An 18,498-nucleotide genomic window follows, 5' to 3' on the forward strand; every position below is an offset into this window, starting at 1 on the left:
GACCTCCCCTTGCGTACGTGCCCGGAGGCGGTTGCTGTGACAATCGGGGCCATGGAAAGCACCAGCGCCGCGCCGGCCGGCCGGCCCCGCCGCGAGGCCACCCGGCAGAAGCTCTACGAGGCCGCCGTCACGCTCATCGCCGAGCAGGGCTTCTCGGCCACCACGGTGGACGAGATCGCCGAGCGTGCCGGGGTCGCCAAGGGCACGGTCTACTACAACTTCGCGAGCAAGTCGGTCCTCTTCGAGGAACTGCTGCGGCACGGCGTGGGCCTGCTCACCGCCTCCCTGAAGGAGGCGGCCGAGCGGACGGCACGCGAGGGCGGCGGCCGGGTCGACGCCCTGGACGCGATGATCCGGGCCGGTCTGGTGTTCATCGACCGCTATCCGGCCTTCACCCAGCTGTACGTGGCCGAGCTGTGGCGCACCAACCGCGCCTGGCAGTCCACGCTCATGGTGGTGCGCCAGGAGGCGGTCGCGGTCGTGGAGGGCGTGCTGCGCGAGGGCGTGGCGAGCGGCGAGTTCAGCGAGGAGATCGACGTCCCGCTGACCGCGGCGGCGCTGGTCGGGATGGTGCTGGTGGCCGCGCTGGACTGGAAGTCCTTCCAGCCCGAGCGCTCCCTGGACGACGTGCACGCCGCGCTGTCGAGGCTGCTGCAGGGGCGGGTGAGCGGCGTCCGCTGAGGACCGCCGCCCCACTCTCCGTAACGCGCGGAAGGGGCCCCCGGTCCGCCCCCATCACGCGCACGAGGAGGCGCCGGTGCGCCGTGGCCGCGTCCCCCGCGGGCCACCGCACACCGGCGCCTCCTCGTGCTCCCCCGATCCCCCGTTTCCCCCGTTTCCCGTGTCCCCCGTTTCCCGTTTCCCCCTGTCGGGCCCCCGTCGGTCGTTCCCGGGTTCCCCCGTGTCTCGCTCCCGCCGACCTGGGCCGGCGGAAGGAGCGGTCCGGGGCCGCGCCGTTCCGCCGCCCCGTGTCGGCGGTGCCGGCGCCGTGCCCCTTTCCGTGTCACCACTGTCCCGTCCGCGCGGGGCCGCCCCCATCCGCGCGCGTACTCATCTCGTCGGCTAGGTACGGATACTCAGCTCTGCGTGCTCATCCCCGGTGCGCCCCCGTGGCGGACGGAACACCACTGGTCACGGGGTCGCGGCCGGGCTTGTCGGCGGTGGTCGCTAAAGTCGCGGGCATGGCACGGATTGCGGTGATCGGCGCCGGACTGGGCGCGATGGCGGCCGCCGCCCGGCTCGCCGTCGCGGGCCACCGGGTGACGGTGTACGAGCGGGACGAGACGTACGGCGGGGCGGTGCGCCGCTTCGAGCGGGACGGCTTCGCCTTCGACACCGGCCCCGGGCTGCTGCCGCTGCCCGCGGTCTACCGCGACCTGTTCGTCAAGACCGGCCGCACCCCGCTGGAGGAGGAGGTCGAGCTGGTCCAGGTCGACCCGTCGGCGCGGCACGTCTTCGCGGACGGCACCGCGGTGTCCCTGCCGAACGCCTCCCGGGCGGGCGTAGTCTCCGCCCTGGACGAGGCGCTCGGCGCCGGCGCCGGACAGCGCTGGGGCGACTTCCTGGTGCGGGCGCGCGAGGCGTGGGACCGCACCCGCAGACCGCTGCTGGAGGAGCCGCTGTGGCCCAACTGGCAGGTGCTGGCCGAGCGTGAGCCCTATCCGGCGGTGCCGCACCGGCGTCTGCTGCGCACCCGCCGCGCCGGCACCCTCGCCGAGACCGGCGCCTGGGAGCTGCGCGATCCGCGCCTGGCCGCCCTGCTGGAGAGCCACGCGCTCGCGTACGGCCTCGATCCGCGCACCGCTCCGGCGAGCGCGGCCGTGCTGCCGTACATGGAGCACGCCTTCGGCACCTGGTACGTCCGCGGCGGCCTGCGCGAGCTGGCGCGCGCGGTGCACGAGCGGTGCGTGGCCCGCAAGGTGTCCTTCGTGTTCGGCACCGAGGTCGCGCGGATCGTGGAGAAGGACGGCCGGGCGGCCGGTGTCGAACTGGCCGGTGGCGAGGTGGCCGAGGCGGACTTCGTGGTCGCCGGTGTGGCGCCCGGCGCGCTGGCCCGCCTGACGTCCGGGCGTACGGCGCCGAGGGGCGCGGACGGGGTGCCGCCGCAGCCGGAGTCCACCAGCCGGCTGGTGGTGCTGCTGGCGCTGCGCGGCGGACGGCCCGGGGGCACGGCGCACCGCACGGTCGTGCACACCGAGGACCGCCGGGCCGAGCTGGACGCCCTCTTCGGCCCGTCCCCGCGGATGCCCGCACGGCCCACGGTCACGGTGCTGCGCCCGGACGATCCGGCGCTGGTCCCGGACCCGGAGCACGAGGCCGTCACGCTCACGGCGACGGTCCCGGCGCGGGCGGACGGGCCGGCGGGTCACGGGGCGGGCGCCGGCCCGGAGGAGTTCGGCCGGCAGGCCGAGCGGATGATCGACGCCGCCGGGCGTGCCGTGCCGGGGCTGCGCGAGCGTCTGCTGTGGCACGAGGTCCGCACCCCGGCGGACATCGCGCGGGCCACGGGCGCGGAGGGCGGCGCCGTTCCCGCGCCGGCGCTGGCCGCGGCGGGCGGGCGGCTGCTGCACCCGGCGAACTCCACCGCTGTCGGCGGGCTGTTCACCGTCGGCGGCTGGTCGCATCCGGGGGGCGGACTGCCGCACGCGGGCATGTCGGGCGCGCTGGTGGCCGGACTCGTCGTGGAGGGGCCGGAGTTCCGCGGTTCGCGGTGAGCCGGGCCGCCGGGCGCACCGGCCCCGGTCACGGCTCCGGCTCCGGCTCCGGCTCCGGAAACGGTACTGCTCGTCAGAAACGGTACTGCTCGTCGAAGCCCGTGCCCTGCTGCGCCTGCTGCCCGCCCTGGTACGGGTAGGACTGCTGCTCCGGCGGGAGTTCGCCGCCGTAGGTGTCGTCGCTGCGCTGCTGCGGCACCCACACCCCGCCGGCCGGGGTCTGGCCGCCGTATCCGCCGGTGGCGTACGGGTCCTGGGCGTAGCCCTGCTGCGGGTAGTCCTGCTGGCCGCCGTAGGAGCCGTCGTAGGAGCCGTCGCCGTAGGTCTGGGTGCCCGTGTACGTCTGGGTGCCGGCGTAGGGGTCGGTGTAGCCGGCGTACTGCTGCTGGCCGGTGGCGTCGTAGCCGTAACTCTGCTGCCCGTAGGCGGAGTAGTCGTAGCCGTACGACTGGTCGGCGCCCTGGGCGGCGGTGGCGTACTGGTCCTGGGGCTGGGCCGCGCCCGCGTAGGAGGACTGGGTGCCGGACTGCTCGGCGATGGCGCCGTAGACGCCGTAGGAGCCGGTGTCGTCGGGCAGGGGCTGCGGCTCGTAGACGGCGGTGGTCCCGGTCATGGGCGTGCCCGCGCCCCGTCCCTGGGTGGCGGAGGCGGAGGGGGCGAAGACGTCGTCACGGTCGTAGTCGTCGTCGAGTCCGTAGGACGTCAGGCCGTCCCGGCCGCGCGGGGAGTCCTGGCCCGCCGGGGCGCCCGGGTCGTCGTGCGCCTCGAGGCCGGAGACCTCCAGGGCCGGTTCGTGGCGTTCGCCCCTGCCGCGGCGCCGCTTGGCGCCCTCCTCGGCCGGGGCCGGGTGGCGGACCGCCCAGCCCGCCGCGAAGCCGCGGCGGAAGGACAGCGTGACGTAGGTCTGGCCGACCGCGAACGCGGCGGCGCCCAGTCCGATGACGACGACGGACGGGATGAGCACGCCGAGCACCACGCCGAGGAACCCGACGAAGGCGAGCAGCCGCCAGCGCAGGCGTGCCTTGTACTGCAGCAGCACCTCGCCGAGCAACCACAGCGCGACGATACCGAATGCGATGTAGAGGACCGTCCAGCCCATGTACGCCCCTCTCCCAGTGGCCGCTACGCAGTGTGTCGTACGCGGGTGCGACCGGTCTAGGCCCGCGGGCGGTGGTGCAGGCCCAGGTTCTCGTAGATTTCCAGTGCCGCCGTGGAGTTGTTGAGCGTGATGAAGTGCAGTCCGGGCACTCCCTCGGCCAGCAGCCGTGCGCAGAACTCCGTGGCGAACTCGATTCCGATCGAGCGTACAGCCGCCGGATCGTTCTTCGCTGTGAGGATGCGCTCTTTCAGGACCTCGGGAATGGCGGCGTTGCTGAGCTGGGGCAGCCGCTCCAGCAGCCGGACGCTGGTGACCGGCATGACCTCGGGGATCACCGGGGTGTCGCAGCCGGCCGCGACGACCCGGTCGCGCAGCCGCAGGTACGACTCCGGCTGGAAGAACATCTGCGTGATCGCGTAGTCGGCGCCGGCGCGGCACTTGTCGACGAAGTGTGCCACGTCGGTGTCCCAGTCGCGGGAGCGGGGGTGCATCTCCGGGAAGGCCGCGACACCGACACAGAAGTCACCCGACTCCTTGATGAGCCGGACGAGTTCGGCCGCGTAGGTCAGTCCGCGCGGGTGCGGGACCCACTCGCCCATCGGGTCGCCGGGCGGGTCGCCGCGCACGGCGAGCATGTTGCGGATGCCGGCGTCGGCGTACTGGCCGATGATGTTGCGCAGCTCGGCGACGGAGTGGTTCACCGCGGTGAGGTGCGCGACCGGGGTGAGCGTGGTGTCGGCGACGATCTGCTCGGTCTCGCGCACCGTGCCGGCGCGCGTGGAGCCGCCCGCGCCGTACGTCACGGAGACGAAGTCCGGCGCCACCGCCTCGACCCGGCGCAGCGCGCCCCACAGGTTCCGCTCACCCTTGGGCGTCTTCGGCGCCGCGAACTCGAACGAGTAGGTCGTCCTGCCGGCGGCGAGGATCTCGCGCACGGTCCGTGCGCGATCAGTCCGGGTGGATGCGGTTCCGAGGGCCATACTCGCAGGTTAACCAGGGCACGGCGGTCCCCCAACCGAGAGCCGCGCATTTGCCCGAATTGTCGGCAGTGTGTCCACCCCTTGGACATCGGAGCGCCTTCGAGGCGTTCCGGAGGCCTCCGGCGTCCGCCATCCGAGACGGCCGCGCGGCCCCGTCGGGCGGCCCCGGCCGGGCGGCTTCCGTCCTCGCAGGCCGTCCCCGTCGTCCGTCCGAGGCCGCCCGCCGGAGGCTGTCCGTCCGAGGCCGTCCGTCCCGGGCCGCACTCAGGCCGCACTCAGGCCGCCGGGCCGTCCGGCTCAGGCAGTCCGCCGCAGCCGCTCGGCGAACCGGGCCGCCGCCGCGCCGGGGTCGTCGGCCTCGGTGATCGCCCGGACCACGACGACCCGGCGGGCGCCGGCCTGCAGGACCTCGTCCAGGTTGGTGAGGTCGATGCCGCCGATGGCGAACCAGGGGCGGCCGGTGCCGAGCGAGGCGGCGTACCGGACCAGGCCGAGACCGGGGGCCGGGCGGCCGGGCTTGGTGGGGGTGGGCCAGCACGGTCCGGTGCAGAAGTAGTCCACGCCCTCCTGCACGGCCGCCGCCGCGGCCTCGGACTCGGTGTGGGTGGACCGGCCGATCAGCACGTCGTCGCCGAGGAGGGCGCGGGCGGCGGGCACGGGCAGGTCGCCCTGGCCGAGGTGCAGCACGTCGGCGCGGGCGGCGTGGGCGACGTCCGCGCGGTCGTTGACCGCGAGCAGCCTGCCGTGCCGGGCGCAGGCGTCGGCGAACACCTCCAGGTGCGCCAGTTCCTCGCCCGCCTCCATGCCCTTGTCGCGCAACTGCACGACGTCGACTCCGGCGGCCAGCACCGCGTCCAGGAACTCGGGCAGGTCGCCCTGGCGTCTGCGGGCGTCCGTGCACAGGTACAGCCGCGCATCGGCCAGTCGGTCGCGGACGGTGGCTGCGGCGGTGTCGGACATGCGTGGGTCCCCCCGGGTCTTCGTCGGTGTATCGGGCACGGCGGTGACGCACGCCCCCCCTGGCGGTCACGGCCGTGGCCGGCCCCCGGCCGGACCCACGAGGGTCACGGCCGAGGGGCCTGTTCGGACGGCTGTTCCGGTTGTCCGGTCTTCCGGGCTTCCGCTCTCCTGCGGCCGGGCGGCCGCACGGTCGGACGGTCAGACGGCGAGCGCCTGGGCGCGGCGCTTCACCTCCGTGCCGCGATTCTCGCTCAGGGCCTGCGCGGGGGTGCCCGGCAGGCTCGGGTCGGGCGTGAAGAGCCACTCGATCATCTCTTCGACCGTGAAGCCGTCGTCCCGGAGGAGCGTCAGGGTCCCGGACAGGCCCTTGACGACCTTGTCCCCGTCGATGAAGGCGGCGGGGACGTGCAGCGCCCGGTTCTCGCCACGGCGTACGGCGATGAGCTGGCCCTCCTTGACCAGCTGCCGCACACGCGTCACCTCGACGCCGAGCCGTTCGGCGATGTCGGGGAGGGTGAGCCAGGCGGGGACGAGAGCATCGATCTTTGCGTCAATCTCGGTCACGGCGTCAAGCCTGCCATCTGCCACTGACAGTCGGAAGCCGGACCCGTCCACCCGGGTCCATGCGGGGCACACCAGGCACACGTACGCACCCGGGCCGGCGGCCAGGTGCACAGCTAGGCGACGGCCGCCTTCAGCGGTCTGGCCGGGTCCTCGAGCAGCGCGGCGTCCATCGGCGCGCCGGACTCGATCAGCCGTCTGCCCTGGGCGAGGTCCCGCGGCCGGCCGACCGCCAGCAGGGCGGCCAGGCGGCCCTCGCGCAGCCAGCACACCGTCCACGCCGGCCCGGCGGGGTCGCCGCGCCAGACGGTGGTGTCGGCGGCCGGGTGGTGGCCGGCGTACTGCACGAAGCGGCCGAACTGCTCGGACCAGAAGTACGGCACCGGGTCGTACACCGCCGGAGTGAGGCCGAGGACGTTGGCCGCGACCGTGCGCGGGCCCTGGAGGGCGTTGTCCCAGTGGTGCACCATCAGCCGTTCGCCGTACCTCCCCGAGGGGAAGGAGGCGCAGTCGCCGACCGCGTACACGTCGGGCGCCGAGGTGCGCAGGTGGTCGTCGGCCAGGACCTCGCCGTGCTCGCCCAGCTCGACGCCGGAGCCCGCGAGCCAGGCCGTGGCCGGGCGGGCGCCGATGCCGACGACGACGGCGCCCGCGGGCAGCCGCGAGCCGTCGTCGAGCACCACGGCGCCGGGCTCGACGCGCTCCACGCGCGTGCGCGTGCGCAGCTCGGCGCCGCTCTCGGCGTACCAGGCGGCCATCGGCGCGGCGACCTCGGCGGGCAGCGCCCCGGCCAGCGGCCGGTCGGCCGCCTCCACGACGGTCACCGCGCAGCCCGCCTCGCGCGCGGCGGTGGCGAACTCGGCGCCGATCCAGCCGGCTCCGACGACCACGATGTCGTGCTGCTCGGCGAGCACCGGCCGCAGGCGTCCGGCGTCGTCGAGGGTGCGCAGCAGGTGCACGCCGGGGACGCCCTCGGTGCCCGGCAGCCGGACCGGTTCGGCGCCGGTGGCCAGGACGAGGACGTCGTAGGGCACCGGCCCGTCGGAGGTGTCGAGCACATGGGTGTCCGGGCGGACGGCCAGCGCCTCGCAGCCGAGCCGCAGTTCCAGCCCGAGGGCCTCGAAGTCGACGTCGAAGGCGGAGTCCTCGGCCTTGCCGAGCAGGATCGCCTTGGACAGCGGGGGCCGGTCGTAGGGCTGGTGGGGTTCGGCGCCGATCAGTGTCACGGTGCCGGTGAAGCCCTGCTCGCGCAGGGCTACCGCGGTCTGCACGCCGGCCATGCCCGCGCCCGCGACGACCACGCGCCGCGGCTGTGACGTGCCCTGTTCCTGCGTCTGGTCGCTCACCTGATCACCATAGTCAACTGACGGCCCGTCAGTCATGGGGCGTGCTCGGTGACCTGCTCCACGGCCTCGGTCACCTGCTCCACGGCCTCGGTCACCTGCTCCACGGCCTCGGTCACCTGCTCCACCACGCTCGTTCCGCTGCCGGGGCGGGACTCCCACCGCCAGGTCTCCTCCAACCGCACCCTGCCGTCGGGCAGTTCGACCACCGTGGACACGCAGTGCCCGCTCGCGGTCGTGCCGTCGCGGCCGAGCTGGACGTACCGGAAGTCCAGCCGGTCACCCTCCCGGGTACCCAGCAGACGGCCGCGTACGACGTCACCGCCCGCGTACTCGGCCCAGATCTGCCCGTCCCGCTCGTGGTAGGTGAAGCGGGTCCGGGTGCCGACCTGGCCCGGGGACTGGTCGGCGACGGGGGCCAGGACGAGACCGTCCAGTGAGGCGGGCATGACGGGAAGGCTCCCTTACGGGTTCGGCATCGCGCGGGCTAGGGTGGCCACCGTACAAGCACTCGCGGGAGCCCGGACGCACCGGGCTGAGAGGGAGGCTGGCGGCCTCCGACCGTACGAACCTGATCCGGGTCATGCCGGCGAAGGGAGGGGCTGGACGCCCATGCCGTCTTCACGTACGTCGGACGTCCTCGTCATCGGGGGCGGGATCATCGGGCTGGTGACGGCCTGGCGCGCGGCGCAGCGCGGGCTGTCCGCGGCCGTGGTGGACCCCGAACCGGGCGGCGGGGCCGCGCAGGTGGCGGCCGGGATGCTCGCCGCCGTCACCGAACTGCACTACGGCGAGCAGACGCTGCTCGGGCTCAATCTGGCCTCGGCCCGCCGCTACCCGGACTTCGCGGCCGAGCTGACCGAGCTGACCGGCCAGGACCTCGGCTACCGCCGGTGCGGCACGCTCGCGGTGGCGCTGGACGCCGACGACCGGGCCCATCTGCGGGAGCTGCACGCGCTGCAGAGCCGTTCCGGCCTGGACTCGCAGTGGCTGTCCGGACGGGAGTGCCGGCGCCTGGAGCCGATGCTCGCGCCGGGCGTGCGCGGGGGGCTGCGGGTGGACGGCGACCACCAGATCGACCCGCGGCGGCTGGCGTCCGCGCTCGTGGCCGCGTGCGAGCGGACCGGGGTGGTCCTGCACCGCGCCTGGGCCGAGCGCCTCACCGTGGACGGCGACCGGGCCACGGGCTGCGTACTGGGCGACGGCACCGCGCTGCGGGCCGGGCAGGTGGTGCTCGCGGCGGGCAGCCGCAGCGGGCGGCTCGCGGGCGTGCCCGACGACGTGCTGCCGCCGGTGCGGCCGGTGAAGGGGCAGGTGGTGCGGCTGACCGTGCCCCGGCGCCACGCCCCGTTCCTGAGCCGCACCGTGCGGGCCGTGGTCCGCGGCAGCCACGTCTACCTGGTGCCGCGGCTCAGCGGCGAGCTGGTCGTCGGGGCCACCAGCGAGGAGCTGGGCTGGGACACCACGGTGACGGCGGGCGGGGTGTACCAGCTGCTGCGGGACGCGCACGAACTGGTCCCGGGGATCACCGAGCTGCCGCTGACCGAGACCCGCGCGGGGCTGCGCCCGACCTCGCCCGACAACGCGCCGCTGCTGGGCCCCACCGAGCTGGACGGGCTGCTGACGGCCACCGGGCACCACCGCAACGGCGTCCTGCTCGTGCCGGTCACCGGCGACGCCCTGGCGCACGTCCTGGCCACCGGCGAACTGCCCGAAGTGGCACGCCCGTTCAGCCCGCGGCGGTTCTCCGCCGCCGCGCTCACGGAGCAGCCCGCATGAGCGGCCGGATCACCGTCTCCGTCAACGGCCGGCCGCTGAGCGTCGGGCCGGGCACGGCTCTCGACGCCGTGGTGCGCACCCTGACCACCGCGCCCTCCGGGGTGGCCGCCGCCCTCAACGAGACCGTCGTCCCGCGCGCGCAGTGGCCGTCCACGGCGCTGGCCGAGGGCGACCGCGTCGAAGTGCTCACCGCCGTCCAAGGAGGCTGACCGATGGCCGACGATCCCTTCGTTCTCGGGGGCATGTCCCTGACGTCCCGGCTGATCATGGGGACCGGCGGGGCGCCCAGCCTGGACGTGCTGGAGCGCGCGCTGGTGGCCTCGGGCACCGAGCTGACCACGGTGGCGATGCGGCGGGTGGACCCCACGGTGCGGGGCTCGGTGCTGTCGGTGCTGGACCGGCTCGGGATCCGGGTGCTGCCCAACACGGCCGGCTGCTTCACCGCCGGCGAGGCGGTGCTGACCGCGCGGCTGGCGCGCGAGGCGCTGGGCACCGACCTGGTCAAGCTGGAGGTCGTCGCCGACGAGCGCACGCTGCTGCCGGACCCGGTCGAGCTGCTGGACGCGGCCGAGACCCTGGTCGACGACGGCTTCACGGTGCTGCCGTACACCAACGACGACCCGGTGCTCGCCCGCAGGCTGGAGGATGTGGGGTGCGCCGCGGTGATGCCGCTGGGGTCGCCCATCGGCTCCGGGCTCGGCATCCGCAACCCGCACAACTTCCGGCTGATCGTCGAGCACGCGCGGGTGCCGGTGATCCTGGACGCGGGGGCGGGCACCGCCTCGGACGTGGCGCTGGCGATGGAGCTGGGGTGCGCGGGCGTGATGCTCGCCTCCGCGGTGACCCGCGCGCAGGAGCCGGTGCTGATGGCGGACGCGATGCGGCACGCGGTGGAGGCGGGACGGCTGGCCCACCGGGCCGGGCGGATCCCCCGGCGGCACTTCGCCGAGGCCTCCTCCCCGGCCGAGGGCCTGGCCCGGCTGGATCCGGAGCGGCCGGCATTCTAGCCGCCGGGGCCACCCGGACCGCCCGAGCCACCCGGGCCAGCCGGGGCCGCCCGGGCCACCGGAGCCAGCCGGGCCACCGGAGCCGCCGCGGCCCGGGCGGCCCGGGCGGCGCCCGGGGCCCGGTAACCGTCACAGGTCGGCTGCAGTCCCGCCGCGATCCCGGCCGAAAGCCGTGCGTGTCGGTGACGGCTCGTACACTCACCTGCGTGGATACGACCCTTCAGGACCCTCTTGTCGGGCAGGTGCTCGACGGCCGCTACCGCGTCGACGCGCGGATCGCGGTCGGCGGGATGGCCACGGTCTACCGGGCCCTGGACACCCGCCTCGACCGGGTCCTCGCGCTCAAGGTGATGCACCCGACGCTGGCGGCCGACGGCTCCTTCGTCGACCGGTTCATCCGGGAGGCCAAGTCGGTGGCCCGCCTGGACCACCCGAACGTGGTGCAGGTCTTCGACCAGGGCGCCGACGGGTCGTACGTCTACCTGGCCATGGAGTACGTCGCCGGCTGCACGCTGCGCGACGTGCTGCGCGAGCGCGGGGCGCTGCAGCCGCGCGCCGCGCTGGACATCCTGGAGCCGGTGCTCGCCGCGCTCGGCGCCGCGCACCGCGCCGGGTTCGTGCACCGCGACATGAAGCCGGAGAACGTCCTGATAGGGGACGACGGCCGGGTCAAGGTCGCCGACTTCGGGCTGGTCCGGGCCGTGGACACGGTGACCAGCACCACCGGGGCGGTGCTCGGCACCGTCTCCTACCTCGCGCCGGAGCAGATCGAGCACGGCACCGCCGATCCGCGGGTCGACGTGTACGCGTGCGGCGTCGTCCTCTACGAGATGCTCACCGGCGGCAAGCCGCACCAGGGCGAGACCCCCGCCCAGGTGCTCTACCAGCACCTCAACGAGGACGTGCCCGCGCCGTCGGCCGTCGTGCCGGGGCTGCCCGCCGAGCTGGACGCGCTGGTCGCGGCGGCCACCGCGCGCGTCGCGGACGTCCGCCCGCAGGACGCGGTCGCGCTGCTGGCGTCGGCCCGCACGGCCCGCGCGGCGCTGACCGAGGACCAGCTGGACGCCGTGCCGCCGCACGCGGTGGCCGGGCAGCACGACAACGCCGAGGACCGCACGAGCGTCATCCCGCGCGCGCTGACCGTGCCGCGCCCGCTGCCGGTCGGCGAGCCCGGGCAGCCGCCGGCCGGGGACGAGGCCGCGCTGCACCGCACCAGCCGCCTGGAGGCTCCCCCGGTGAGCGGACCGCGGCGCCCGGGCCGGCCGCGGCGCGCCGTGCTGACGATCGTGGCGGCGGTGCTGCTCGTGCTGGGGCTCGGCGGGGGTGTCTGGTACATCAACTCCGGCCAGTTCACCAAGGTGCCGCCGCTGCTGGCGAAGACCGAGGCGCAGGCCCGGGACCGGCTCGCGGCGGCCGGCCTGGAGGTCGAGCGGGTCAGGCACGAGTACAGCGACACGGTCGAGCGGGGCACGGTCATCGGCACCGACCCCGAGGCGGGCGCCCGGATCCGCGGCAACGACGGCGTGACGCTGACCATCTCCGACGGCCCGGAGACCGTGAAGGTGCCCGACCTGGCGGGCCGCCCGCTGGGCGAGGCCCGGAAGGAGCTGAAGAAGAGCGGCCTGGAGCCGGGCATGGTGAACCGGGAGTTCAGCGAGGAGGTCGCCAAGGACTCCGTGATCGGCACGAACCCCGGGGCGGGCACCCGGCGGCACGCCGGTTCCGCGATCGCGCTCACGGTCAGCAAGGGCAGCCCGGTGGACGTGCCCGACGTCACGGGCGAGGACCTGGACCGGGCGAAGTCCGACCTGGAGGACCTGGGGCTGAAGGTGACGGTCGCCCCCGAGCAGGTGAACTCCGAGTTCGACCAGGGCCGGGTGGCCCGGCAGAGTCCGGCCGGCGACGCGCAGGCCGCCGAGGGCGACACGGTCACGCTGACCGTGTCCAAGGGCCCGGAGATGGTCGAGGTCCCGGACGTGACCGGCGACAGCGTCGACGACGCGAAGAGGGCCCTGGAGGGCGCCGGCTTCAAGGTCGACGAGGACCGCGGGCTGCTCGGCCTCTTCGGCGACAAGGTCAAGAAGCAGTCGGTGAAGGGCGGGGAGAAGGCCCCGAAGGGCTCGACCATAACGATCACCATCAGGTGACGTGGAGGGTTCCGGTCACCGTCGGGTGACCGCAGGGGATCCGGTGACCGGGGACGGCCGCGGGCATGACACCCTGAACGGGTGAGCAGCCAGCCGTCCCGCACGCCCTCGCCCTTCCCCGGCCCCCTGCGCAACCCCGTCGGCGGGCACATCCCCGTCGCCGGAGGGCTGCACTCGGTGGGGCTGTCCTACGCCCGTGAGCTGGGCGCCGAGACCGTGCAGGTCTTCGTCGCCAACCCGCGCGGCTGGGCCACCCCGGCCGGCGATCCGCGGCAGGACGAGGCGTTCCGCGCGGCCTGCGCGGAGCGGTCGATCCCGGCGTACGTCCACGCGCCGTACCTGATCAACTTCGGCTCGCACACCGAGGCGACCGTGGAACGCTCCGTGGAGTCGCTGCGGCACTCGCTGCGGCGCGGCCGGGAGATCGGCGCGCTGGGGGTGGTGGTGCACACCGGGAGCGCGACCGGCGGCCGGGAGCGCGCGGTGGCGCTGGCCCAGGTGCGGGAGCGCCTGCTGCCGCTGCTCGACGAGCTCACCCACGACGACGACCCCTTCCTGCTGCTGGAGTCGACCGCCGGACAGGGCTCCTCGCTGTGCTCGCGCACCTGGGACTTCGGGCCGTACTTCGAGGCCCTGGACGCCCATCCGAAGCTCGGCGTGTGTCTGGACACCTGCCATGTCTTCGCCGCCGGACACGACCTGACCGGCCCCCACGGCATGCACCGGACGCTGGACCTGCTGGTGGAGACGGTCGGCGCGGGCCGGCTGAAGCTGATCCACGCCAACGACTCCAAGGACGTGGCCGGCGCCCACAAGGACCGGCACGCGAACATCGGCGCCGGCCACATCGGCGAGGACCCGTTCCGCGCCCTGATGACCCACCCGGCCACCGAGGGCGTGCCGCTGATCATCGAGACCCCCGGCGGCAAGGAGGGGCACGCGGCCGACGTGGAGCGGCTGAAGAAGCTCCGGGACGGCTGAGCGGGCGGGGCCGCTCCCGGCCTCACGGCCCGGGTACTCCCGGTCTCACGGCCGGGCGCTCCCGGTCTCACAGGGCGGGGCCGTCCCCTTCACGGTTCGGGGCCGTCCCCTTCACGGTTCGGGGCCGTCCCCCTTCACAGTTCGGGGCCGTCCCCGGGCTCCTCCTGGTAGGAGTAGCGCTGCTCCTTCCAGGGGTCGCCGATGTTGTGGTAGCCGCGCTCCTCCCAGAAGCCGCGGCGGTCGGCGGTCATGTACTCCACGCCGCGCACCCACTTGGGCCCCTTCCAGGCGTACAGGTGGGGGACGATCAGGCGCAGCGGGAAGCCGTGCTCGGCGGTGAGCAGCTCGCCGTCCTTGTGGGTGGCGAACAGGGTGCGCTCCCCGGCGAAGTCCGCCAGCCGCAGGTTGGAGCTGAAGCCGTACTCCGCCCAGACCATCACATGGGTGACGTCCGGCGCGGGCGGCGCGAGGTCCAGGACGGTGCGGGCGGGGATGCCGCCCCACTCGGCGCCGACCATGCTGAACTTGGTGACGCAGTGCAGATCGGCCACCACGGTGGTGTACGGCAGGGCCGTGAGCTCCTCGTGCGTCCAGCAGTGCTTCTCGCCGTCGGCGGTGGCGCCGAAGACCCGGAACTCCCAGCGTTCGGGCCGGAACTTCGGCACCGGCCCGTAGTGGGTGACCGGCCAGCCGCGCTGCAGCCGCTGCCCCGGCGGCAGCTGAGGCCGTGCCGCTCCCCCCGACACTGCCTCCGACGCCTCCCCGGACGCGCGCTCCACCGGCTGACCCATGCCTCCATCCTGACAGACCGGACGGGGTGCACATGACCAGCCCCGGGCCGATTCAGGACAAACCCTACTAAGCGTGCACTTACTGGACGGGGCCGTACCCCGGTGAAATCATGCGGCGCAGCCTGCCAGTTCTCCCGCGCGGAAGGAGCCCTTAGCGATGCAGGGCGACCCCGAGGTCATCGAGTTCCTCAACGAGCAGCTCACCGCCGAGCTGACCGCGATCAACCAGTACTTCCTGCACGCGAAGATGCAGGAGAACAACGGCTGGTACAAGCTCGCGAAGTACACCCGGCGCGAGTCGTTCGACGAGATGAAGCACGCCGAGGTGCTCACGGACCGGATCCTGTTCCTCGAGGGCCTGCCCAACTACCAGCGGCTCTTCCATGTGCGCGTGGGGCAGACCGTCAAGGAGATGTTCGAGGCGGACCGGCAGATCGAGGTGGAGGCCATCGACCGGCTGCGGCGCGGGATCGACCTGATGCGCGGCAAGGGCGACATCACCTCGGCGAACATCTTCGAGGACATCCTCGCGGACGAGGAGCACCACATCGACTACCTGGACACCCAGCTGGAGCTGCTGGACAAGCTCGGGGAGGCGCTGTACCTGGCGCAGGTGATCGAGCAGCCGGAGAGCTGAGGCGGGAACCGGGCGAGGCGGGGCCCGGCGAGGCGGAGCCGGGCCGGGCGGAGCTAGGCGGCCTCGGCGCCGGATCCGGGAGCCGGGGGCAGGCCCGTGGCCGGGTCGAGGGCGGTGAGGACGGGCCGGCCCTGGTCGGCGAGCTCGCGGCGCGGGCACGCACCCCGGCCCAGCAGGGCCTGGATACGGCGGACGCAGGAGCCGCAGTCGGTGCCGGCCTTGCAGGCCGAGGCGATCTGGCGGGGGGTACAGGCGCCGTTCGCCGCGTGCTGCTCGACCTGCTGCTCGGTGATGCCGAAGCAACTGCACACGTACACGCGGTCCACCTCCCGCCGGGTTCGGTTCCGTGATGCCGCCCCGAATTCTCGGTGAGGCAAACCTAACCTTACCCGGCGTGCGGTGGAGGAAGAAGAGGAGGGGGCGCGGACCGCATGTGATCCGCGCCCCACGGGCCTCGCGCCGGCGGCCGGCGGCCCGGTCACCGGCGGCCGGTCACTGGTCCCGGTACATCTCCGCGACGAGGAACGCCAGGTCCAGGGACTGGCTGCGGTTCAGCCGCGGGTCGCACGCCGTCTCGTAGCGCTGGTGCAGGTCGTCGACGAAGATCTCGTCGCCGCCGCCCACGCACTCGGTGACGTCGTCGCCGGTGAGCTCGACGTGGATGCCGCCCGGGTGGGTGCCGAGGCCCTTGTGCACCTCGAAGAAGCCCTTGACCTCGTCGAGCACGTCGTCGAAGCGGCGGGTCTTGTGGCCGGAGGCGGCCTCGAAGGTGTTGCCGTGCATCGGGTCGGTCACCCACGCCACCGTCGCCCCGGACGCCGTGACCTTCTCCACCAGCTCGGGGAGCTTGTCGCGGATCTTGTCGGCGCCCATGCGGACGATGAACGTCAGCCGGCCGGGCTCGCGCTCCGGGTCGAGGCGGTCGATGTACTGCAGCGCCTCCTCGGCCGTCGTGGACGGGCCGAGCTTGATGCCGATCGGGTTGCGGATCTTCGAGGCGAACTCGATGTGCGCGTGGTCCAGCTGCCGGGTGCGCTCGCCGATCCACACCATGTGCGCCGAGACGTCGTACAGCCGGCCGGTGCGCGAGTCGACCCGGGTGAGGGCCGACTCGTAGTCGAGCAGCAGCGCCTCGTGCGAGGAGTAGAACTCGACGGTCTTGAACTCCTCCGGGTCGGTGCCGCAGGCCCGCATGAAGTTCAGCGCGTTGTCGATCTCGCGGGCGAGCTGCTCGTAGCGCTGCCCGGAGGGGGAGGACTTCACGAAGTCCTGGTTCCAGGCGTGCACCTGGCGCAGGTCGGCGTAGCCGCCGGTGGTGAAGGCGCGCACCAGGTTCAGCGTGGAGGCCGAGGCGTGGTACATGCGCTTGAGCCGCTCCGGGTCCGGCACGCGCGCGGCCTCGGTGAAGTCGAACCCGTTGACGGAGTCGCCCCGGTAGGTCGGCAGCGTCACCCCGTCGCGGGTCTCGGTCGGCTTGGAGCGCGGCTTGGAGTACTGGCCGGCGATCCGGCCGACCTTCACCACCGGCACCGAGGCGGCGTACGTCAGCACGGCGCCCATCTGGAGCAGGGTCTTGAGCTTGTTGCGGATCTGGTCCGCGGACACCGCGTCGAACGCCTCGGCGCAGTCGCCGCCCTGGAGGAGGAACGCCTCTCCCCTGGCGACGGCCGCCATCCGGGCGCGCAGCTGGTCGCACTCGCCCGCGAAGACGAGCGGCGGATACGACTCGAGGTCCGCGATCACTGCGCGCAGAGCCTCGACGTCGGGGTAATCGGGCTGCTGCGCCGCGGGCAGGTTTCGCCAGGTGTTGCCAGCGCTCGCGCTGGTCTTAGCGTTCACGGTCACCTCCCAAACCTTACGGGGTCGCCCAGGAGGTCCATTCATCTGCTCATCAATTGAGACAGATCCGACCGTCACGGAGTGGCGGCGCCCACGTCCAGCTGGTTGCGGTCGATGTTGATCGTCACTCCACCGTACGTCTCCTTCTTGTTGCCCGCGTACTGGTGGACGCGGGCGTGGTTCGCCCACAGGGTGGCCGGGAGCGCGGGGTCGGCGGTGGTCGCCTGGTCGTTCCAGCGGGCGAAGTGGATCACGTCCGGCAGGGTGGTCGTCCGGGCGTTCGCCACCAGGTCGGCGACCAGGGAGGAGACGCTGCCGTAGGCGCCGGAGCGGTAGCCGAGCTCGTGCAGCCGCTTGGTCCACGCCTCCAGATAGCCGAGCACCTCGGTGGTGGAGCTGCCGCCGCGGCTGTAGGCCTCCAGGTCGTTGTAGATCACGGTGCCCTTGTCCATGCCGAGCGCGCCGGCCTGCGCGACCGCGTCCTCGGCGGCCTGTCTGCCCTGGGGCGCCGGGTCGGTGATGGGGGCGCAGGCGCTGCCGCAGCTGCTGGTCCTGGACTGCGGGCCGACGTAGAGCGGGAAGAAGCGCCAGCCGTTGGCGTACTGGGCCTGCACCCACTGGGCGTTCAGCCTGGCCTGGGCGCACGCGCGGTTGACGCCGCCGATGTAGACGCCGATGGCGGCGTAGGGCGAGGCGCTCTTCCAGGTGTTCATGGACGACTGGGCCGGGGCCGTGCAGGCGTCGAAGCCCCTGCCCTGGTGCGTGGTGGCCAGGGCGGGCACGGTGAGCGCGGCGGGCACCTTGGCGGGCTTGTCGGTGCGGGCCGCGCCGACCGGGAAGCCGGCGCTGTCCAGGACCCGGCGGATGCCCTCGCGGTCGCCGCCGTACGCGGCGGTCACCGCGATGCCGTCGGCGGTCGCGCGGTACATCCGGTCCGTGCGGTTCTCGGTCACGGCGCTCTTGGCGGGGGTGGCGGAGGGCTGGACCCAGAGCGACTCGGTGCGTCCGACGGCGTGGGCCGGGCAGTCCTGGTGGTCGCCGGGCGCGCCGAGGTAGACGGCGTGCCGGTCGAAGCGGACGCAGGTGGCCGGCTCCCGGGCGAGGTCGTGGACCGGCCAGCCGGCGGGCACGGTGAACGTGCGGCCCAGGTAGGTGACGGTCTTGGTGCCGTCGTCCGGGGCCGGCGTGCGGGCGGCGGCCGGCGCGCCGGCGCCGAGGGCCGCGCAGGCGGCGAGCGCGGCCGCGGCGGCCAGGGCCCGCGCCGCTCTTCCGGCCGGCCCTGGCAATCGTGGTGCGGACATGACTGACCTCCTCGGTCGGGGCAGGCGGTGCCGTGGGGCGAGGACCGCGGACGCGCCGGTACGACAATCTGCTCCGGCGCGACGGACGCCCTCTTCCACCGCGCCCGCCCGCGGGAAACCGCGCTGTGGTGCGTCCGGGCGACCGCGCGGGGGCGCCGCAGCGGCCGGGCGGCGGCCGTGCCCGGCCGCCTCACCTGCACCCCCGGACGTCCCGGACCACCGCCCCACTGGTGCGGGAGCGGCCCCGGCGGCTCCCCCGCCCGGCGGACCGCCACAAGGCACGGACCCGGGCCGGGACCGGCGCACCGGGGGTGCTTCCGTCTCGCGGCGGGGGTACTTCCGTCTCGCAGCGGGGCTGC

General features: G+C 74.1%; 18 protein-coding genes and 1 riboswitch. Of the genes, 8 read left to right on the forward strand and 10 right to left on the reverse strand.

Annotation, left to right across the window (positions count from 1 at the left end; genetic code table 11):
- Window positions 1-51: 51 nt before the first annotated feature.
- Together ACI2LW_RS19440 and ACI2LW_RS19445 are read left to right on the forward strand one after the other, a co-directional pair.
- On the forward strand, window positions 52-681 hold the full coding sequence (locus ACI2LW_RS19440; protein WP_404732434.1) for a TetR/AcrR family transcriptional regulator: 630 nt from the start codon (window positions 52-54) through the stop codon (window positions 679-681).
- A gap of 500 nt (window positions 682-1,181) precedes the next feature.
- Window positions 1,182-2,714, forward strand: coding sequence for a phytoene desaturase family protein (locus tag ACI2LW_RS19445; protein ID WP_404732435.1), 1,533 nt, complete (start codon window positions 1,182-1,184; stop codon window positions 2,712-2,714).
- 73 nt (window positions 2,715-2,787) lie between these two features.
- Here the strand turns inward: ACI2LW_RS19445 and ACI2LW_RS19450 are convergent, their stop codons facing one another.
- The 6 genes from ACI2LW_RS19450 to ACI2LW_RS19475 form a co-directional block, all read right to left on the reverse strand.
- Window positions 2,788-3,813 carry a hypothetical protein gene (locus ACI2LW_RS19450; protein ID WP_404732436.1) on the reverse strand — a complete coding sequence of 342 codons (1,026 nt, stop codon included), beginning with the start codon at window positions 3,811-3,813 and terminating at the stop codon, window positions 2,788-2,790.
- A gap of 56 nt (window positions 3,814-3,869) precedes the next feature.
- Complete coding sequence (metF, locus tag ACI2LW_RS19455) at window positions 3,870-4,793, reverse strand: methylenetetrahydrofolate reductase [NAD(P)H] (RefSeq protein WP_404732437.1); 924 nt, start codon at window positions 4,791-4,793, stop codon at window positions 3,870-3,872.
- 297 nt (window positions 4,794-5,090) lie between these two features.
- Complete coding sequence (gene thiE / locus ACI2LW_RS19460) at window positions 5,091-5,753, reverse strand: thiamine phosphate synthase (protein ID WP_404732438.1); 663 nt, start codon at window positions 5,751-5,753, stop codon at window positions 5,091-5,093.
- A gap of 198 nt (window positions 5,754-5,951) precedes the next feature.
- The gene (locus ACI2LW_RS19465; RefSeq protein ID WP_404732439.1) at window positions 5,952-6,317 is read right to left on the reverse strand and encodes an Rv2175c family DNA-binding protein; all 366 of its coding nucleotides are present in this window, start codon (window positions 6,315-6,317) and stop codon (window positions 5,952-5,954) included.
- Window positions 6,318-6,430: 113 nt separating this feature from the next.
- Window positions 6,431-7,660, reverse strand: coding sequence for an NAD(P)/FAD-dependent oxidoreductase (locus ACI2LW_RS19470; RefSeq protein ID WP_404732440.1), 1,230 nt, complete (start codon window positions 7,658-7,660; stop codon window positions 6,431-6,433).
- Between the two features lie 32 nt (window positions 7,661-7,692).
- Window positions 7,693-8,106 (reverse strand): hypothetical protein, encoded by a 414-nt coding sequence (locus ACI2LW_RS19475; RefSeq protein WP_404732441.1) that lies wholly within the window; start codon window positions 8,104-8,106, stop codon window positions 7,693-7,695.
- 54 nt (window positions 8,107-8,160) lie between these two features.
- Window positions 8,161-8,272, forward strand: a riboswitch (TPP riboswitch).
- On the opposite strand from ACI2LW_RS19475, the gene thiO reads away from it, so the two are divergent.
- The 5 genes from thiO (at window position 8,270) to ACI2LW_RS19500 (ending at window position 13,571) form a co-directional block, all read left to right on the forward strand.
- Window positions 8,270-9,436, forward strand: coding sequence for a glycine oxidase ThiO (thiO, locus tag ACI2LW_RS19480; RefSeq protein ID WP_404732442.1), 1,167 nt, complete (start codon window positions 8,270-8,272; stop codon window positions 9,434-9,436). Its footprint overlaps the riboswitch before it by 3 nt.
- 8 nt (window positions 9,437-9,444) lie before the next feature.
- Window positions 9,445-9,645 (forward strand): sulfur carrier protein ThiS, encoded by a 201-nt coding sequence (gene thiS / locus ACI2LW_RS19485; protein WP_404732463.1) that lies wholly within the window; start codon window positions 9,445-9,447, stop codon window positions 9,643-9,645.
- 3 nt (window positions 9,646-9,648) lie between these two features.
- A complete protein-coding gene (locus ACI2LW_RS19490) occupies window positions 9,649-10,443 on the forward strand; it encodes a thiazole synthase (protein ID WP_404732443.1) in 795 nt (264 codons plus the stop codon).
- Window positions 10,444-10,649: 206 nt separating this feature from the next.
- Window positions 10,650-12,590, forward strand: coding sequence for a Stk1 family PASTA domain-containing Ser/Thr kinase (gene pknB, locus ACI2LW_RS19495; protein WP_404732444.1), 1,941 nt, complete (start codon window positions 10,650-10,652; stop codon window positions 12,588-12,590).
- A gap of 81 nt (window positions 12,591-12,671) precedes the next feature.
- Window positions 12,672-13,571, forward strand: a complete 900-nt coding sequence (locus tag ACI2LW_RS19500) for a deoxyribonuclease IV (RefSeq protein ID WP_404732445.1) — start codon at window positions 12,672-12,674, stop codon at window positions 13,569-13,571.
- Window positions 13,572-13,705: 134 nt separating this feature from the next.
- Here the strand turns inward: ACI2LW_RS19500 and ACI2LW_RS19505 are convergent, their stop codons facing one another.
- Window positions 13,706-14,362 (reverse strand): sulfite oxidase-like oxidoreductase, encoded by a 657-nt coding sequence (locus ACI2LW_RS19505; protein ID WP_404732446.1) that lies wholly within the window; start codon window positions 14,360-14,362, stop codon window positions 13,706-13,708.
- A gap of 157 nt (window positions 14,363-14,519) precedes the next feature.
- On the opposite strand from ACI2LW_RS19505, the gene bfr reads away from it, so the two are divergent.
- Window positions 14,520-14,999, forward strand: a complete 480-nt coding sequence (bfr, locus tag ACI2LW_RS19510; protein ID WP_404732447.1) for a bacterioferritin — start codon at window positions 14,520-14,522, stop codon at window positions 14,997-14,999.
- A 53-nt stretch (window positions 15,000-15,052) separates the two neighbouring features.
- Here the strand turns inward: bfr and ACI2LW_RS19515 are convergent, their stop codons facing one another.
- From ACI2LW_RS19515 to ACI2LW_RS19525, 3 genes are all read right to left on the reverse strand, one after another.
- Entirely contained in the window at window positions 15,053-15,325 is a 273-nt protein-coding gene (locus ACI2LW_RS19515; protein ID WP_404732448.1) for a bacterioferritin-associated ferredoxin, read from the reverse strand.
- Between the two features lie 166 nt (window positions 15,326-15,491).
- Window positions 15,492-16,844 (reverse strand): class II 3-deoxy-7-phosphoheptulonate synthase, encoded by a 1,353-nt coding sequence (locus tag ACI2LW_RS19520; protein WP_404732449.1) that lies wholly within the window; start codon window positions 16,842-16,844, stop codon window positions 15,492-15,494.
- A 68-nt stretch (window positions 16,845-16,912) separates the two neighbouring features.
- The gene (locus ACI2LW_RS19525; RefSeq protein WP_404732450.1) at window positions 16,913-18,139 is read right to left on the reverse strand and encodes a glycoside hydrolase domain-containing protein; all 1,227 of its coding nucleotides are present in this window, start codon (window positions 18,137-18,139) and stop codon (window positions 16,913-16,915) included.
- Between the last annotated feature and the right edge of the window lie 359 nt (window positions 18,140-18,498).

It is taken from the genome of Streptomyces sp. NPDC004065 (genome assembly GCF_044903565.1).
Taxonomy (GTDB): Bacteria; Actinomycetota; Actinomycetes; order Streptomycetales; family Streptomycetaceae; genus Streptomyces.

Coding starts and splice junctions, on each gene's coding strand:
- ACI2LW_RS19445 (WP_404732435.1), top strand. CDS start 1,182: ATGGCACGGATTGCGGTGATCGGCGCCGGACTGGGCGCGATGGCGGCC.
- ACI2LW_RS19525 (WP_404732450.1), bottom strand. CDS start 18,139: ATGTCCGCACCACGATTGCCAGGGCCGGCCGGAAGAGCGGCGCGGGCC.
- ACI2LW_RS19505 (WP_404732446.1), bottom strand. CDS start 14,362: ATGGGTCAGCCGGTGGAGCGCGCGTCCGGGGAGGCGTCGGAGGCAGTG.
- ACI2LW_RS19450 (WP_404732436.1), bottom strand. CDS start 3,813: ATGGGCTGGACGGTCCTCTACATCGCATTCGGTATCGTCGCGCTGTGG.
- ACI2LW_RS19490 (WP_404732443.1), top strand. CDS start 9,649: ATGGCCGACGATCCCTTCGTTCTCGGGGGCATGTCCCTGACGTCCCGG.
- bfr (WP_404732447.1), top strand. CDS start 14,520: ATGCAGGGCGACCCCGAGGTCATCGAGTTCCTCAACGAGCAGCTCACC.
- thiE (WP_404732438.1), bottom strand. CDS start 5,753: ATGTCCGACACCGCCGCAGCCACCGTCCGCGACCGACTGGCCGATGCG.
- ACI2LW_RS19440 (WP_404732434.1), top strand. CDS start 52: ATGGAAAGCACCAGCGCCGCGCCGGCCGGCCGGCCCCGCCGCGAGGCC.
- ACI2LW_RS19475 (WP_404732441.1), bottom strand. CDS start 8,106: ATGCCCGCCTCACTGGACGGTCTCGTCCTGGCCCCCGTCGCCGACCAG.
- metF (WP_404732437.1), bottom strand. CDS start 4,793: ATGGCCCTCGGAACCGCATCCACCCGGACTGATCGCGCACGGACCGTG.
- thiO (WP_404732442.1), top strand. CDS start 8,270: ATGCCGTCTTCACGTACGTCGGACGTCCTCGTCATCGGGGGCGGGATC.